The organism is Campylobacter massiliensis (genome assembly GCF_014253065.1).
GTDB lineage: Bacteria > Campylobacterota > Campylobacteria > Campylobacterales > Campylobacteraceae > Campylobacter_A > Campylobacter_A massiliensis.
On the sequence record NZ_JACLZK010000002.1, the window covers coordinates 286,914 to 303,034 of the forward strand.

15 protein-coding genes, 1 tRNA gene and 1 pseudogene are annotated in these 16,121 nt (G+C 43.9%); 9 read left to right on the forward strand and 8 right to left on the reverse strand.

Annotated features, from left to right (window positions below; genetic code table 11):
- Positions 1 to 6 precede the first annotated feature (6 nt).
- The 7 genes from H7R39_RS08120 to H7R39_RS08150 all read left to right on the forward strand — a co-directional run bounded on the left by H7R39_RS08120 (position 7) and on the right by H7R39_RS08150 (position 4,678).
- Positions 7 to 294 (forward strand): hypothetical protein, encoded by a 288-nt coding sequence (locus H7R39_RS08120; protein WP_185898767.1) that lies wholly within the window; start codon positions 7 to 9, stop codon positions 292 to 294.
- 91 nt (positions 295 to 385) lie between these two features.
- Positions 386 to 1,777, forward strand: a complete 1,392-nt coding sequence (locus H7R39_RS08125; RefSeq protein ID WP_185898768.1) for a DEAD/DEAH box helicase family protein — start codon at positions 386 to 388, stop codon at positions 1,775 to 1,777.
- Between the two features lie 10 nt (positions 1,778 to 1,787).
- Positions 1,788 to 2,561, forward strand: coding sequence for a phage antirepressor KilAC domain-containing protein (locus H7R39_RS08130; protein ID WP_185898769.1), 774 nt, complete (start codon positions 1,788 to 1,790; stop codon positions 2,559 to 2,561).
- Between the two features lie 56 nt (positions 2,562 to 2,617).
- The gene (locus H7R39_RS08135) at positions 2,618 to 2,863 is read left to right on the forward strand and encodes a hypothetical protein (protein ID WP_185898770.1); all 246 of its coding nucleotides are present in this window, start codon (positions 2,618 to 2,620) and stop codon (positions 2,861 to 2,863) included.
- Positions 2,860 to 3,108, forward strand: a complete 249-nt coding sequence (locus H7R39_RS08140) for a hypothetical protein (RefSeq protein ID WP_185898771.1) — start codon at positions 2,860 to 2,862, stop codon at positions 3,106 to 3,108. The genes H7R39_RS08135 and H7R39_RS08140 overlap by 4 nt, the downstream gene beginning before the upstream one ends.
- Positions 3,098 to 3,796 carry a helix-turn-helix domain-containing protein gene (locus tag H7R39_RS11315; RefSeq protein ID WP_228724762.1) on the forward strand — a complete coding sequence of 233 codons (699 nt, stop codon included), beginning with the start codon at positions 3,098 to 3,100 and terminating at the stop codon, positions 3,794 to 3,796. Before H7R39_RS08140 ends, H7R39_RS11315 begins: the two co-directional genes overlap by 11 nt.
- A gap of 225 nt (positions 3,797 to 4,021) precedes the next feature.
- Positions 4,022 to 4,678: a hypothetical protein gene (locus tag H7R39_RS08150; RefSeq protein WP_185898772.1), complete on the forward strand. Its 657-nt coding sequence runs from the start codon at positions 4,022 to 4,024 to the stop codon at positions 4,676 to 4,678.
- On the opposite strand, the gene H7R39_RS08155 is transcribed toward H7R39_RS08150, so the two are convergent.
- The 4 genes from H7R39_RS08155 to H7R39_RS08170 form a co-directional block, all read right to left on the reverse strand.
- Positions 4,675 to 5,862 carry a tyrosine-type recombinase/integrase gene (locus H7R39_RS08155; RefSeq protein WP_185898773.1) on the reverse strand — a complete coding sequence of 396 codons (1,188 nt, stop codon included), beginning with the start codon at positions 5,860 to 5,862 and terminating at the stop codon, positions 4,675 to 4,677. The two genes, H7R39_RS08150 and H7R39_RS08155, sit on opposite strands and share 4 nt — an antisense overlap.
- A gap of 188 nt (positions 5,863 to 6,050) precedes the next feature.
- Positions 6,051 to 6,137 (reverse strand) — tRNA-Leu (locus H7R39_RS08160).
- A gap of 90 nt (positions 6,138 to 6,227) precedes the next feature.
- Complete coding sequence (locus H7R39_RS08165; RefSeq protein ID WP_002950674.1) at positions 6,228 to 6,530, reverse strand: HU family DNA-binding protein; 303 nt, start codon at positions 6,528 to 6,530, stop codon at positions 6,228 to 6,230.
- A gap of 120 nt (positions 6,531 to 6,650) precedes the next feature.
- Positions 6,651 to 7,388: a YaaA family protein gene (locus tag H7R39_RS08170; RefSeq protein WP_185898774.1), complete on the reverse strand. Its 738-nt coding sequence runs from the start codon at positions 7,386 to 7,388 to the stop codon at positions 6,651 to 6,653.
- A 125-nt stretch (positions 7,389 to 7,513) separates the two neighbouring features.
- Between H7R39_RS08170 and H7R39_RS08175 the strand changes: the two genes are divergently transcribed.
- Positions 7,514 to 9,772: a flagellin N-terminal helical domain-containing protein gene (locus H7R39_RS08175; protein WP_228724763.1), complete on the forward strand. Its 2,259-nt coding sequence runs from the start codon at positions 7,514 to 7,516 to the stop codon at positions 9,770 to 9,772.
- 823 nt (positions 9,773 to 10,595) lie between these two features.
- Positions 10,596 to 12,056: pseudogene (locus H7R39_RS08180) on the forward strand (DNA translocase FtsK); the annotation flags it as partial.
- Between the two features lie 234 nt (positions 12,057 to 12,290).
- On the opposite strand, the gene H7R39_RS08185 reads toward H7R39_RS08180, so the two are convergent.
- Genes H7R39_RS08185 through H7R39_RS08200 form a run of 4 tightly spaced genes read right to left on the reverse strand, consistent with a single transcriptional unit; the run spans position 12,291 to position 16,040 of the window.
- Positions 12,291 to 13,235 (reverse strand): DUF3137 domain-containing protein, encoded by a 945-nt coding sequence (locus H7R39_RS08185; RefSeq protein ID WP_185898777.1) that lies wholly within the window; start codon positions 13,233 to 13,235, stop codon positions 12,291 to 12,293.
- Positions 13,232 to 14,215: a tRNA pseudouridine(38-40) synthase TruA gene (truA, locus tag H7R39_RS08190; RefSeq protein WP_185898778.1), complete on the reverse strand. Its 984-nt coding sequence runs from the start codon at positions 14,213 to 14,215 to the stop codon at positions 13,232 to 13,234. The genes H7R39_RS08185 and truA overlap by 4 nt, the downstream gene beginning before the upstream one ends.
- Positions 14,216 to 15,241, reverse strand: a complete 1,026-nt coding sequence (locus H7R39_RS08195; protein WP_185898779.1) for an LptF/LptG family permease — start codon at positions 15,239 to 15,241, stop codon at positions 14,216 to 14,218. It lies immediately after the preceding gene.
- The gene (locus H7R39_RS08200; RefSeq protein ID WP_185898780.1) at positions 15,234 to 16,040 is read right to left on the reverse strand and encodes a prepilin peptidase; all 807 of its coding nucleotides are present in this window, start codon (positions 16,038 to 16,040) and stop codon (positions 15,234 to 15,236) included. The genes H7R39_RS08195 and H7R39_RS08200 overlap by 8 nt, the downstream gene beginning before the upstream one ends.
- Positions 16,041 to 16,121: the final 81 nt, after the last annotated feature.

The following is a 16,121-nucleotide window of genomic DNA, read 5'->3' on the forward strand; positions in this document are numbered from 1 at the left end:
CTTACGGTGGATAAGGCAAAAGAAATTCAAGACTTCTACGCGAGTAAAGTTAAAAATGCGTGCAGACCCGAGATTAGGCGATATAGCGCGCTTCAAATGGCATTTTTCAAAGCAAAGAGATCGGGCGAGGACATAAGCGTCCTAAAGCAAGAGCTAGAAAACGCGAGGCGCGAAGCAATGATAAAAGCGATCGGATGTTTGGACGAGCATGAGCATTTTGAGGTTATAGCCACGTTAAGCGATAACGGTAAAATCCGCTCAATGCCCGACTTTTTCAAGAATTGTATTATCTAACGTTCTTTTAGCGCGGCGAATAAATCGCCGCTAAAGAACCAAATACTAAAGACTAAGGTTGCTACTCGCAACCTAGAGATAAGGAAAATTTATGCAATATGAAGACTTTTTAAAGACGAAACAAAAGCGAGCTAGCTTTAAAAGCATCGAAATATCGCGAGACGAGCTAAACGGCGCGCTGTTTGATTATCAAAAAGATCTCGTTTATCTCGCGCTTAAAAAGGGGCATTTTGCGATATTTGCGATGACGGGCAGCGGCAAAACCGCGATGCAAGGCGAGTGGGCTTATCAAATTTGGCTAAAAGAGCGCGCGCCCGTGCTCATCGTGACGCCTCTTGCCGTCGCTTTTCAGAGTATCGAGGAGATAAAGCACATCCTAGGATATGACGTTAAATTTTGCGAAAGCGCGGACGACGTGATAAACGGGTTAAACATTACCAATTATGAAAAGCTGGATAAATTTGACCCGGACGCGTTTGTCGCGCTAGTCCTGGACGAGAGCTCAAGGCTAAAAAGCTATACTTCGGCCACGCGAAATTTAATCATCGAAAATTACAAACACACGCCTTATAAGCTCGCATGCTCAGCCACTCCAAGCCCTAACGACTACACGGAGCTAGGCAATCATACGGAGTTTTTAAACGTGATGAGCTTGTCCGAAATGCTCTCGATGTATTTTGTGCATGACGGCGGCGATACGTCCGAATGGATACTAAAAGGCCACGCGGTTAAGCCGTTTTGGAAATTTATCAGCTCGTGGGCGGTATTTTTTACAAAACCCTCCGATCTAGGGTATAGCGCCGAAGAGGACGCTAAATTTAAGCTCCCGCCGCTAAAAATGCAGCACGTCGAAGTTGAAAGCCAAAGCAAGGATTCGCTTTTTGCGATCGCCGCGCAAACCTTACAAGAGCGCAGGCAAGCCAAAAAAGACAGCCTGGAGCAAAGATGCGAAAAAGTGGCCGAGATTTGCAATGCGTCAAACGAGAATTTTTTGATTTGGTGCGAGCTAAATGACGAGGGCGCGATGCTCAAAAAGCTAGTGGCGGATAGCGTGGAGATCAAAGGAAGCGATAGCGACGAGTTTAAGGCGCGCGCGATGAGCGATTTTGCAAACGGTAAAATAAAGTGCCTCATAACAAAACCCAAGATCGCCGGCTTTGGCATGAACTGGCAAAAGCACTGCGCAAACGTGATCTATGCCTCGCTATCGGATAGCTTTGAGGGATTTTTTCAAAGCTTGCGCCGCGTCTATCGCTACGGCCAAACGCGCGAAGTAACTTGCTATATCATTACGAGCGAAGCCGAGGCAAACGTGCTAGCAAATATCCGCCGCAAAGAGGCTGAATTTTACAAAATGATAGAGGGATGTTTGGAGCAAACGCGCGAGCTGGTGCTAGGTGAGATTAAGCGCGTAAGCCGAGAAAAAAGCGAATATAACCCGAGCGTAGCGATGAGCTTGCCGGAGTTTTTAAAAGCCGTTTAGGGGGGCAAAAATGAACCTAGAAATTTTTAAAAACGATAACTTTGAGATCAGGGTTGCGGTAGGCGAGTCGGGCGATCCGCTTTTTTGCTTAGCCGACGTTTGCAGGGTTTTGGAAATTCAAAACGTCACCGACGTCAAAAATGCGATAAAAAGGGAGTTTGACGATGGCCTAGATTTAACCTACCCCATCTTTGATAGTCTAGGCAGGGAGCAAAACGCGACTTTTGTTACCGAGCCGCAGCTTTATTTCGTGCTAATGCGAAGCGACAAGCCAAACGCCAGGAGCTTTAGAAAATGGGTCAATGTTGAGGTTTTGCCGTCTATCCGCAAGCACGGCGGCTATCTCACTCAAAAAAAGATCGATGAGGTGCTAAGCGATCCCGATACGATCATAAAACTAGCCCTTGATTTAAAATCTCAAAGAGCTAAAACTCAGGAACTAGAGCGCGAAAAGGCGGCAAATTTGCCTTATATCACCTTCGCAAAAGCAGTCGAAGCAAGCGCGACGAGCATCAATATCGGCGACTACGCAAAAGCCCTATGCGACGACAAGCGCATCAGGGTAGGGCAAAAGCGGCTTTTTAGCTGGCTGAGAGATAGCGGCTACTTGCAAAAAGACAATAAGCCTTATCAGAAATACGTAGATAACGGATACTTTGAGCTTGTGATGAACGTGATAGCCACCACAAAAGGCAATCTACAAACCTTTACGACGAAAATCACGAGCAAAGGGCAAGTAGCGCTCGCGCCTAAAATAGAGCAATTTTTCTCAAAGAGCGCGTGAGATTTATTTTTAATGAAATTTAGCCGAAATTTAGTAAAATAAGATAAAGGTAAAAAATGAAAAAGAATATAAAAGAGGTTAAGGGCATCGAATTTGTATGTAAAAAATGCGATACGTCGCTTAGCTTAAATTTTTCAACGCTTGAGAACTTCGTTTATACTTGCCCTAATTGCGGCGAAATTTGGGTAAGCCAAGTAAGTCTAATCGACGGACTTAATGCCTTAAAAAGAGGGATTGAGATTTTTTCAATGCAAGAAATGCGCGTAAATTTGATCTGCGACGATGAAAAGGATAAGCGATGAAAAAGAACATAAAAGAGATTAAAGAACTTGAATTTAAGTGTGATAATTGCGGAACTAGGGTTATATTCGACTTTGAAAACAGAAAGAGGACGATAACCAGATGCCCTAACTGCGATTTTGCGTTTTTTAGGGGTGATAGTGACGTATTAAGCGCGCTTGATGATGTGTTTTTTAGGCTAAAAGACACTAAGGGGTTACAAGTGAGCTTTATTTGCGACGATGAAAAGGGAAAAAATGACAAGTGAAAATTTTATAAAAATATGTAAAAAATACGCAAAAGAAAATAATAAATGGCTACATCCTACTAATTTAGAGGCGATATTGCCGTTTTATCAGAGGTTTAAAAAATACTGTATCGAAAACCTGCGCAACGAGGACGATGAGGATAGCGTATTTGATTGGCTTGAAGACAACAGGCACAGCCCTGATCTTATGATAGAAAATCCTAGCGCGATTAATAAAGGCAATGATCCTACGGACGGATCTAAAATTTTAATCCTAGGGCAACTTAAACACGAGATAAATCCGGTCACGCCGATAAGACGAGACAATACAAAAGAACTCATAAAGGAAATAAACGCCAAAATCAAAGAGATAGTCGGATACGATACCTTTTTTTATGAAGGCGGTAACCATATAGAATTTAAGGATAAAAAGCAAAACGATTTATACGTGATTGAGTGGCATTTTGATCCAAATTACAAAGAGCAAAATATAGTTAAACGGGTGTGCGCCGAGCTGGGCATCACGCAGCGAGAGCTGGCGGAGAGGATAGGAATGAGCGCGGATAGCTTGCGAACACTAAGCGCAAAGGGGCAAATCAGCACGCAAACCGAAGCCGCTATAAATTTGGTGCTTGAAAATGAAAATTTGAAAAAGAAACTTGAGAACTACAAAGCGTTAAGAACCGCGATAAAAACGATGATTGATTAATAGACAGAATTTCTGGCTATTAAGAGATACGGTATTCCCGTCGCTTAGTAGTAAGAAATTCTTACCATTAAAAAATTTTAATGGTTGGGATTTCCAGCTATTAAAATTATCCACATTTTTAAAACTATTTTGTGGATAATATCTACAAAGCTACTTGACAAATCTAAACAATGTTGATATAATTTCGCCAAATATTTAAACAATATCCACATAAGGGGCGAAAAATTGCAAAGTTTATTCCAAGTAGAGCCAGCGCAAGTTGAAATTCTAAATTTCCAAACCTTTACTACTGAATACGTCGCTAAGCGTTACGATACAACCGTGAATAATATCAAAGAACACAAGCGACTACACACCGATGAAATCGTCGAGGGTATTCACTTTATCGTGGCTAAAAACGACCGCAATCGCCCCATCATCAAATGGACTCTCCGCGGCATTATCAAACTGGGCATGTTTATCCGCTCAAAAGAAGCGAAAAACTTCAGGCTTTGGGCTGAGATGGAGCTAGAAAAAACGATACTAGGCGAGCTTGAGAGCGCAAAAGAGGCAAGGGCGCGAAATCTCACGCTGGCGGATAAGGTGATCTCGCTCGAAGCCGCCGCCAAGCTCGAAGCCAAACGCGTCGCGCGAGAGATAAGCAGCTACAAATCCCAACTATCACACAAAGACGCGTTTATAGCCGAGCTTACGCATAAGCTAGAAAGTAGAGACAAAAAGATAAACGAGCTCGCTACTCGTATAGTCCTTTTTGACGACCATACATATAACCCTGCGTTTAAAGAGCTTGAGAGCCTAAAAGACGATATGACGAATATGCACTACAAGCTAACCCAGGCAATAATCGGCGTCAAAGAAAAGCTAATCGCGAGAAAAGATTAAAGCGCGTCTAAATAGTCCGCCCACCACTGCATCAAAGCGCGCATTTGGGCTAAATTTTGGGCGCGATTGTAGGCGGCGCGGATCTTGTCCGTGCCTTTGTGCGCGAGGCATTTTTCTATGATGTCGAAATTTAGCCCGTGAGCGTCGATGTTTTCATTGCAAACGGTGCTAAACATGGCGCGAAAGCCGTGCGACACGATCTCGTCTTTGCTAAATCCCATACGGCGAAGCGCGACGTTTAGGGTGTTTTCGCTCATATACCGGGCTGAGCCGTAAAGCGAGCCGAAAAGATAAATTTGATCTAGATTGTAGCCTTTGTATTCTTTTAGCAGCTCCAGGGCTTGACGCGATAGGGGCAGGGTAAAAGCCTCTCGCATTTTCATATCGCCCGCGGGGATGCTTATGACGCCCTCGTCAAAGTCGATATACTCCCATTTTGCGCTTCTAACGTTAAAAGGGCGTAGCGCTGTGAGGACTGCAAATTTAAGGGCGTATTTGGTGCGAACGTCGCCGCTGTATTCGTCTATACTTTGCCAAAGAGCCTTAATATCGGCGTTTTTGGTAAGCGTCGCGTAATTTTTCTCTTTGACTTTTTTGAACGTGAAGCGGTAGTTAATGCTCGCGATCACGTTATGCGGCGCGATATAGTAGGCTGATTGCCAAATTTGATTTAAAAGTGAATAGAGCCGCTTCATCATCTCAAGGCTGCCTTTAGCCTCTATCTTTTTTAAAATTTCGATGACGTCGGTTACGGTGATGTCCGTAATGCTTCTATTTTCAAAAAACGGATAGGCATACATCTCAAGCAGCCTTTTATCTCTATATAGGGTATTTGGCTCTACGCTAGCGGCTTTTATTTCGAGCCATCTTTGCGCGAGTTTTTTAAAATTAGCCTGCTCGTTTATCTCGCTCTCGCGTTTGACGTCGATGCCGTCTCTTACCTTTTGCTCCAGCTTAAACCTCTCCTCGCGCGCCATTGCCAAACTAAACTCGGGAAAATCGCCCAAATTTAGCCTTTTGATTTTATTATCGGCCGGGCTTTTGTATTCGAGAGCAAAATATTTACGACCGCTAGGATCTACGAAAATATATAAACCTCTGCCGTCGCTTTTTTTATAAATTTTATCCTTTGGCTTTAGCGTCCTGATCTCTCTATCTGTGAGCGGGGTGGGTATCTTTGGCATTTTTTACGGAGTCCTTTTTGTGCTTTTTGTTTTGCTCCGTTATTATTCCGTAAAAAGTGGATATTTGCAAATATATTTTTATATCCTTTAGTATTTTTAAATATACGCAAAAATATCTTTAAAATCCGTCTATATCGGGGCTTTTTTATGTTTTTAGATGTCTTGGGAGGTTTTAAGATGGGGTATAATGGTGCCCGAGGTCGGACTCGAACCGACACAAGGTTGCCCTTACCAGATTTTGAGTCTGGCGCGTCTACCGGTTTCACCACTCGGGCTAATAAAGAGTTGAGATTTTACCTTGAAAGATATAAAAAAGAGATTAAAAAAGCATGAAAGCTCAAATTTGAGCTTTCATGAAAGGGGGATTATTTCTTTTTGCCTTTTTTGCCTGCGCCGGCTACTACGGCTTCTTTTAGTTTTTTGCCCACTTTAAATTTAACGGCTTTGCTAGCAGGAACGTCGATAACTTTTTTAGTTCCAGGTACTCTTGCCTTTCTAGCTGCTCTATCGGCTGTACCAAATGTACCAAAACCTATAAAGCTAACGCTATCTCCTGCGACTAGTGCGTTTTGGATTACTTCTAACGCTGCATCAACAACTTTTAGAGAATCTTTTTTAGAAAGACCAGCCTTTTCGGCAACAGCTTGAATAAAATCAGCTTTTTTCATTGAACCATCCTTAATAAGAAGTGATATGCGGGCATTTTACAACGTTTTTATAAAAAATACAATAGTTTTTAGCCGAAAATTTAACGAATTTCACGCAAATTTGACAAAAAATGGCGAATTTTAGACGATTTGCACCAAAAACTCGCTTTTTAGCCCCGTTTTTTTGGCGTCTATGAGGCGCAAATTTTCTATATCCATTTTGCAAAGTTCGCCAAAATTTTTCACTTGGTTTTTTGCAACCTGCCTCAAAACTATCCCGCGGTATGCTTTGGCGTAGTGGCTGACGACTTTACCGTTTTTTAGAAATTTAAAGGTCGCAAACGGTTTTCGTATGCGGTAAAATTTCTCGTAAAATTCAGCCCTAAGGTCTAAAATATCGTCATCTCCCAGCCACTCATCTATCTCGTCGCTAAAATTTTGCCTATAAAATTCCTCCAAATTTAGCCCGTTTATGCGCTCGCCTTGTTTTAGTTTGTATTCGGGCAGCATATCCGCCGCCGTCACGGGGCCGAATAAATTTGAAAAAATCAGCGTATTTTTATCTATAAATTCCTGCGCCGCGCTATCAAGGCTGCGGTAGTCAAGGTGTTTGTATGCTACTCCGTCATATCGCAGGACGGCTTTTACCGCGCCTTTTTTAAAAAGACTTTCGCGCAGGCTCGGCTCATCGGTCAATTTTTTCACGCCGAAAAGTTTTGAGATTTTTTCAACGGTAGTCGTTTGTAAAAAATCATCGTAAATTTTTAAAATTTCGCACCGCTTTTCATATAAATTGGGAAAAACAAAGTCGTTTCTATCTATAAATTTATTTGGGCTTACGGCGGTTTTGGCTTCGCTCGGCGAAAAGAGGATTTTCATTTATACTCCTTAAATTTGGCAAAATCATATCTAAAACTAAATAAATTTTGAAATTTGACGATATAACAAGTGGAACTTTATTTGCTTGTAAGAGCTTGATTAAATTTAAGGAAAACTCAATGAGAATGACGAATCAGTTGATGAAATTTATGAACAACTACGACTATCAGACTAATATGAAAGCGCTTTACAAGCTAAACAACCAAATGTCAACCGGTCTAAAAATCCAAAATTCTTTCGAGGACAGCAGCGTCTATAACGACGGCATGAGGCTTGATTACGAGGTTGCGACGCTTGAGCAGGTGCAAACGGCGACTTCAAAAGCGCAGCACTTTTCAAAAAATACCGATAAGGCTTTGGGCGAATTTAAGCAGCAGCTTGAGGGTTTTAAAACAAAGCTGGTTCAAGGCGCCAACGAAATCCACTCCAAAACATCGCGCGAAGCCATCGCAAACGACCTTCAGGGTATCAAAAATCATTTGGTAAATATCGCAAACACCTCGATCAACGGACAGTTTTTATTTTCCGGAAGCGCGATAAATACAAAGCCTATAAACGGCGATACAAATGAATACTACGGCAATGCGCAGGCGATGAAAACGGTAGGCGGAGCCCAGGTAAATTTGACTTACAACCAAAACGGGCAGGAGCTGTTTTTGGGCAAGGATGGCGATTATAATAAAAAAGTTACCTCCAACACGATGCTAAAAGCACAAAATTTAGATGATAGAAACAAGACCGTTTACATCGATAGCGAGCATAAAATGCGCGATCTAATCGGTTTTAAATACGTAAAAGACGAAAAAACTCTAACCAATCAAGATTTCACGGGTACGGGCGTGAGGCGGTTTCAAGATACGACCTTTTTCTTGCAGGGTAAAAAGCCAAACGGCACTAGCTTTACGAGCAAATTTAAGATGACATCGGACGCTTCAATAAATGACTTGCTGGAAAAAATCGGCACAGAATACGGCAACACTCCGACCAATAAAGTCGTCGAAGTAACGATAAATAATCAGGGTCAAATCAATGTAAAAGACCTAAGTAAAGGCAATCAGGTTATTGATTTTCATATGATAGCGGCAACTAAAAAGGTGGCAAATGCAGGAGATTTGACTGCGGCAAATATCAATGCAGCCTCAAATGCGTTTAATAACATTACGAATCTCACGGGCGGCAATCCTGCAAATTCGCTCGAAGCTAGGGTGCGGTTAAATCCTGACGACTATGAAATCACGGAATTTGTAAAAAGCAAATACGAAGACTTAAGTGGAGCTACTACAAACGCTTACGACTACGACAAGATAAATTTTAAACAAGAGGGTAGAAATTTAATAGGCACCGTATCGCAAGTAGAGCGAGGCAGCGGTAAATTTGCCGACGATAACACAACGTTAAGTCAAGTCGTCGGAGCCAAAAATTTATATGAGGGCGAACGGGATAAATATAACATAAACGGCCAAGAGCTACAAATGCAAATAAAATCAAAAAGCGGATCCACCTATGATGTACTCATTAAATTTGGCGCGCCTACACCTCCGGCTACATCGGGAAATGCCACGGTTAATATAGCGCAAGTAACTGATAACAACGGTAATCCAATTGCTCCTGTAACTCATTATAACGGACCGGTTTGGGATAGTTTTTATAACGACACCACAAACCCGCCGACGACCGAAGGCAGGAATACGCAGTCAAAAGATATGACTTTTAGGCAGTTAAACGATATCATCGGTATGGTCGCTAGCGATAGTATGCCCGCTGGTAATACATTTAACGATTACAAACAAGCCATCGCAAATTCACAAGGCAGCGTCGAGGCAAATATGGACCATAGGGGCCGAATAAAAGTAACCGACAAGCAAAATGCCGTTACGCCGATAAAAGTCGGAATTTACGACAATAGAAATGTCGATAAATTTGCGGGCGACAGCACCGGCACGACTCCTGCAACAAAGCAAGGAGAAGGTTCGCTGTGGAGCTTTTCTGCAAACAACGGCGTTGAGATAGATAGCCCTAGCGTGGATATTTTTGATGACTTAGATAGGATGATAGAGGCCGTTAGAAGCGGTCAGTACCGTGCCGATAGCGATGGCGAGCATCCGCGTAACTCAGGTATCCAAGGCGCGATCGAGAGGATAGACCACATCGCCGATCACGTGAGCAAAATCCACACCAAGGTGGGCGCTCAAAGCGCGGCGCTAGCGGACACCAACACTCGCGCTAGCATCATGGAGGTAAACGTAAAAACCGTCAAAGCCGACATCACAAATGCCGACTACGGCGAGACCTATATGAATCTCATGCAAAAAATGATGTCGTATCAGGCGATGTTGCAGTCCGTGGCGAAGATAAATCAGCTCTCGTTATTAAACTATATGTAAAAACTCGCTATAATCTACCGTTTTATTAAAGTTTTGTTATCAAAGCGAGCGGAGCGAAAATGGGGTCAAATTTGATAAATTCGGCTCTAAAATTCGCTCTCCCGCAAATTTAAATTTACTAAATTTAAAAGGACGCGCCATTTTAAGAGAATCGGTTTTAGTCGTAGTCGTTTGTTTTTTGATATTTTTTGGGATTGCTACCATCGCACCAGCGGCAAATTTCGTCGGTAGCTTCGGCAACGCGATCGGGCTTTGGAACTTCAAGCTTTTTGGCTTTATAGCTTACGTTTATCCTTTTGTTTTTATATTTTTTGCATACTATATTTACAAATATTTTAACGGCTTTAATGCCGAATTTGCTCAGACGACGCTTGGAGCGGCACTGCTATTTTTGGCGTTTTTGATGTTTCAATCAGGTGCGGACGCTAGCTACGGCGGACTGGTCGCAAACAGCATAAATGATGCGCTAAAAGACGTCGCCGGCGTGATAGGCATGTGGGTCTTTATCGTGATGCTTTTTGTGCTGAGCTTTGGTCTCATCGCGCAGGACAACATCATAGCTATCCTAAAAAAGGCTTTTGTAGAACCCAGCTACAATGAGGATAAATTTGAAAATATGGGCGATGTTAAACCAAAATCGCAAAAAAAACCTAGACAAATCAAAAAGCCTAAAGCTCAAAGCGAGTTAAATTTGAGCGAGGAAAACAGCGAAAAGCTAGAGGACGAAGACGAGCCGGACGATGAAGACGATGCGCAGGATGAAAGCGAGTCAAATTTAGAAGAAAAAAGTACGGTCACGATAAACGGCGTCGAGATCCTAAACGAAGTCGCCGAAAATAAAAAGCTACTCGAACAAATGGAAAAAGGCAAGGTCGAAAAGCCTAAGGATTTTGCGTTGCCGCCGCTTAAATTTCTAAACGATCCGCCAAAGCGCTCGCACAGCGTAAACGAAGCCGAGATCGATCAAAAGATCTCCGATCTGCTCGATAAGCTGCGCAAATTTAAAATAGACGGCGACGTCGTGCGCACTTACACGGGTCCGATCGTTACGACGTTTGAGTTTCGTCAGGCGCCTCATATCAAGGTGAGTAAAATTTTAACCCTGCAAGACGACCTCGCGATGGCTCTGCGCGCTCAGACTATCCGCATCCAGGCGCCGATACCGGGCAAAGACGTCGTAGGCATCGAGGTTCCGAACAAAAACATCGAGACCGTATACCTAAAAGAAATTTTAGATAGCGAGGTTTTCAAAAACTCGAGCAGTCCGCTAACTATCGCGCTAGGCAAGGATATCGTCGGTGCGCCCTTTGTCACCGATCTAAAAAAGCTGCCTCACCTGCTAATCGCGGGCACGACGGGTTCCGGTAAGAGCGTGGGTATAAACGCGATGCTGCTAAGCCTGCTATATCGCAACAGTCCGCAGACGCTACGCCTGATGATGATAGATCCAAAGATGCTTGAGTTTAGCATCTATAACGACATCCCACACCTGCTAACTCCGGTTATCACGCAGGCCAAGCAGGCCATCACCGCGCTATCAAATATGGTCGCCGAGATGGAGCGCCGCAACCAGATCATGAGCCGCACGCGCACCAAAAACATCGAAAGCTACAACGAAAAAATGAAAGAGGAGGGCGGAGAGCAGTTCCCGTATATCGTCGTGATCATCGACGAGCTAGCCGATCTCATGATGACTAGCGGCAAGGACGTGGAGCTATACATCGGGCGTCTAGCGCAGATGGCCAGAGCTAGCGGCATACATCTCATAGTAGCCACGCAGCGCCCGAGCGTCGATGTCGTGACAGGGCTAATCAAGGCAAATTTACCTAGCCGTATCAGCTACCGCGTCGGTCAGCGCATCGATAGCAAGGTAATCTTGGATCAAATGGGCGCGGAGAGCCTGCTGGGACGCGGCGATATGCTATTTACGCCTCCGGGAAGCCCCGGCGTCATCAGACTGCACGCGCCGTTTGCTAGCGAAAAAGAGATCGACACGATAGTAAATTTCCTAAAAGCTCAGCAAGAGGTGGTCTACGACGAGAGATTTCTAGCCGAGGAGGGCGCTAGCGGAGGTGCAGGCGGCGGTACTGCGATCGCGGGCGAGCTAGACGAGCTCTACGAAGAGGCCAAAGAGATCGTGTTAAGCGAGCAAAAAACCTCGATCAGCTATCTGCAACGCCGCCTAAAAATCGGTTACAACCGTGCAGCTACGATAATCGAACAGATGGAGCAAATGGGCGTGCTAAGCCCGATGAACGCAAAAGGGCAGAGGGATATTTTGTAAATTTGGCTCAAATTTACGAGCAAGTGCCGGCTGTATTTATTTTTGGGTTGGTGCCGTTAAATTTGAGAATAGGCGTCCGCTACGAGCGACCGGCTTTGCGCCGTGCTGTGAAGTTTTGCGCGTTTAAATCAAAATTTAGTATTTTTATCTAATTGCGGTATATTTAAATTTACCGACTGAATTTACGGTCAAATTTTAAGCTCGTCGTTGGCAAAATTTACTCCCGAAGCAAAATTATTTATAAACGTCAAGGCTTAAATTTAACTCGTCTATGACGCGTAATAGCCACAGGATCTCGTCTTTTATGGCCTGCGCATCAGAAAGGCTTAGCGGCGGGTCTAATAGTGAACTTTCAAAACGGTTTTTTGCACCGTTTAAAAAGAGATAGAATTTATTGTCCATAAACGCCGCGCTTAGCGATACGGCACTGTCAAAACCCTGCTTAACCTCGCGTAGGCGTTGCATAAAACCGGGGCTTAAAAGATAGCGCGCTTCTATTTTGTCGTCGGTAAATACGCGAAATTCGTCGTTAAACTCTGTATCGTCAAGTATCTCTTTTTCGCCAGATATTTTCGTATTTAGCACCTTTTTGTCGGCTAGTATCGTTTGTCCTTTGAAATTTTTATAAAACTCGCAGACTAGTACTGTACCGTTAAAGTCCATGTATTCGTCGTATATGACTTTGCTTACTCTCAAAAGCGCCAGATAAGGGTTTTTTGAGCCGTTTGAGTCATATGTTTTTTCTACTTTTATAGCCTCGCTTAATTGAAATTTGACATTAGCGTAAGTACCGCTTATTTGGTCTTCGCCGTAAAAATTTACGCGCCTGTATATTCCGCTTTTATAAAATTCGTTTGCGCTGATGCCTTTTTGAGGCTCGTATGTAAAATTGCTATCTATATCAGCAATTACCGTGCTAACAAAAACATTTTTGTAGAAGCTTCTATACTCTTCCAGTGTTTTTTCTACTTTTGGAATTCTCGGCGTGACATATATTGGGATGGCTGCAAATAAAAGAAAGAATATTTCAAAGCGTCGCTCCATAATAATAAAAAGTAGTATCGGCGCGACAAATGTCGTTATAGTCATAAATGTAGCGTATTTTTTGACTATTTTTTTACACTCATTTTGCTTTTGCGTTACGGTGGCGATAGCTTCTTTTATTTTTTGATTTCTCATTCGTAAAAAACTCGGTTTAGATAAAGGCCGTTTGGCGGCGCGGGGATACGAGTGAGCGGCTTTTGCTCGTAGATAGCTTGGCGCAAAAGCTCTTTTGCTTTGAGGAAATTTGCATCGCGGCAGTTGTTTGCGACTTTGTTTAAATTTGAGTTTTTAGCGTCAAATTTTGAAGCGACGCAAACCGCATGTTCGGCTGTCAAATTTGCGTTTTTTTCAAATTTCGCCAAATTTACGCTTTCGTGACTTGCCGTCAGGATGTTATCGCGGCTTTTTTTGTTTAAATTTGCGTCCAAATTTGCCGCCTCTGCGCGCTCAAATTTAAACTCGTGTGCCTGGGTTTGTCTAAATTTACCGCTTTTGGCAAGCTCAAGCGCCTTTAAAACGCTAGCGACCATGAGGCGAACCTGGGCTCGCAAAAAGCCGTTTGCTTTAAAAACGATAATCGTTCGTTCGCCGCGCTCGTAGCAAAACGCCTTTGCAACGCGCCGCACCGGGCTTTTGACGTCGCTGCCAAGCTTCATAAATGCGCTAAAATCGTGCTCGCCGACAAAAAGCGCGAGTAGTTCGTTTGCTAAATTTGGGTCAAATTTTGGTAAAAAAGTCTCGTAAGGCGACAAAAAAGGCGAAAACTCGCCGTGATTAATCACGTATCGATATGCGCGCGCCGTGGCGTCGTATCGCGGATGAAAGTCGTCTTTAACGCGGCTTATAAATTTAACGTGAATGGCTGGATGGGCGTGGCGGTTGATGAGAGCTCTGAGATGCGCAAAGTCCCTAAAATGCTCGCCACACTCCACGCAGGCGACTTGATTGTTTGCGTGCACGCCCTTATCGGTGCGCGAGCTGGAGATTATCTTGCTAAAAATGCCCATGTGCGCTAGGGCTGCGCCCAGAGCGTCCTCGACGCCGTTTTCGTGCGGCTGGATCTGCGAGCCCTGAAATTTCGACCCGTCGTAGCTAAAAACGAGTTTAAGCCGCACTTAGTATCTTTTTAAAATTTTAGCCCTAAAGCTAAAAATCGAGGCAATGAAAAATAATAAAAATATCGCCGCAATCGCTATAAAAACGCGCGAACTAAAGAGCATAATGAGCGTAAAATACCCGAATAGCACGCCAAATATCCCAAAATACACAAAGCCTTTTTCGTAGCGGTAGGTCACGATACCAAGGCTCAAAGCAAAAAGCGTCGTCGCTAGCGGGAAAAGCGCGATGAGAACGTAGGTTGCGAAGTCTTTGGCGCGCTTTTTATCCTCGCTCATCGCTTGCCAATACTGCACAAACGACTTCGTCTGTGCTACGCTGTCCTCTTGGGCGGTACTGATTTTCATAGTACCAAAGTCTGTTTTGTGCCACGAGGCATCCCTGATATCGTAAATTTTGCCGTCTGATAGCGTGAACTCAAGAACGGCATTGTTGTTAGTTAGGCGAGCGTTTTTAGCAAGGACGAATCGGTGCGCGCCTTCTTTTGGCGAATAAAGCGTCACGCCCTCGTAAAGAGTGCCGTTTTCGTCACTCTTTTCGTTTTGGATAAAGACCATCCAGTCGGAAAATTTTTGCCCGAATTCGGTCGTTTTTAAATTTAGCTTGGCGACGGTTTTTTTATATGAGACGAAATTTGAGTTTAGTTCTGCAGCTGTAGGGATCAGCACTATCGCGGTGACTATTAAAAAGGTCGAAACCGCGCCACTAACGATGAGGAAAAATTTAGCGATCCTAACGGGCGAATATCCGAGCGTAAAAAGTACGATGCTCTCGTTTTCGCGAGAAAGCCTGAAAAACATAAGCGCAAGCGATGCAAAAAACGCGATCGGTACGGTAAAAAGCAGTACTCTAGGCAGCATAAACATATAAAGTTTAAAAAGCTCTGAAAATGAGATCTCGATATATGAGGTGATACGTGCGATCTGGATAAAAAACACGATCGACATGATGAGAAAAAGCGTCGCAAACATCGACGCAAACGTACCTAGAAAATTTGAGAAAAGATAACGCGCCGTCCTATCCATAAATGAGCCCCAAGATGTAGATAAACCAATCCTTAAACGCATAAACTATAAGCGTAGCAAGGCTCAAAAACGGCACGAAAGGCAGCTCGTATCCGCGCTTTCGTACGATAACGTATGCGGGCAGCGTCAGCAGCGCCGAGACGTAGATCGCCATGAGACCGAGCTTGATACCCAAAATCGCACCCATAACGCCCGCAATAAAAATATCTGCAGAACCCATGGCTTCGCGCTTAAGAGCTAGACTAACGACTGCGCGAAGTAGCCAAAAAGCAAACATAAAAATCGCGGCGTTTATAAACGAATCAAATGCGCGTAAAAGCCCCTCCGAGTCAAAAGAGGTGGGAAGATTAAATCCGTAAAGTAGCGAAAATGCGACGCTGGCAAAAAGCAGCGGATCGGGAACGGCTTTGTAGCGAAAATCAATAAGGCTAAGCGCTAGCAGCAAGATAAAGCAGATACCAAGCATCGCCGCCTTGAAAATCGCGCCGTAAAAGCCGTCTGCAAACATCTCTAGCCCGCGCGTTTCATAAAAATACGCAAGCACGCAAAGTAGGGCGCTAGCGAGTTCTACGAGCGGATACTGAAAGCTGATTTTTTCGCCGCAAAACGCGCATTTGCCGCGCAAAAACAGCCACGCGAAAATCGGGACGTTGTGATACGGCTTTAGCGGCGTTTTACAGCTTTGGCAGTGCGAGGCGGGGAAATTTATGCTCTCGCCACGCGGCATGCGGTAGATTAAGACGTTGCTAAAACTGCCGACTACGGCGCCCAATATAAAAAATAAAACGGCGAAAATCATAACTCTCCTATTTAAATTTATTCCGTTTTTGCGGTTTTTATGCCAAATTTTCGGCTTTTTAAACCAAATCGCGACGTTTCA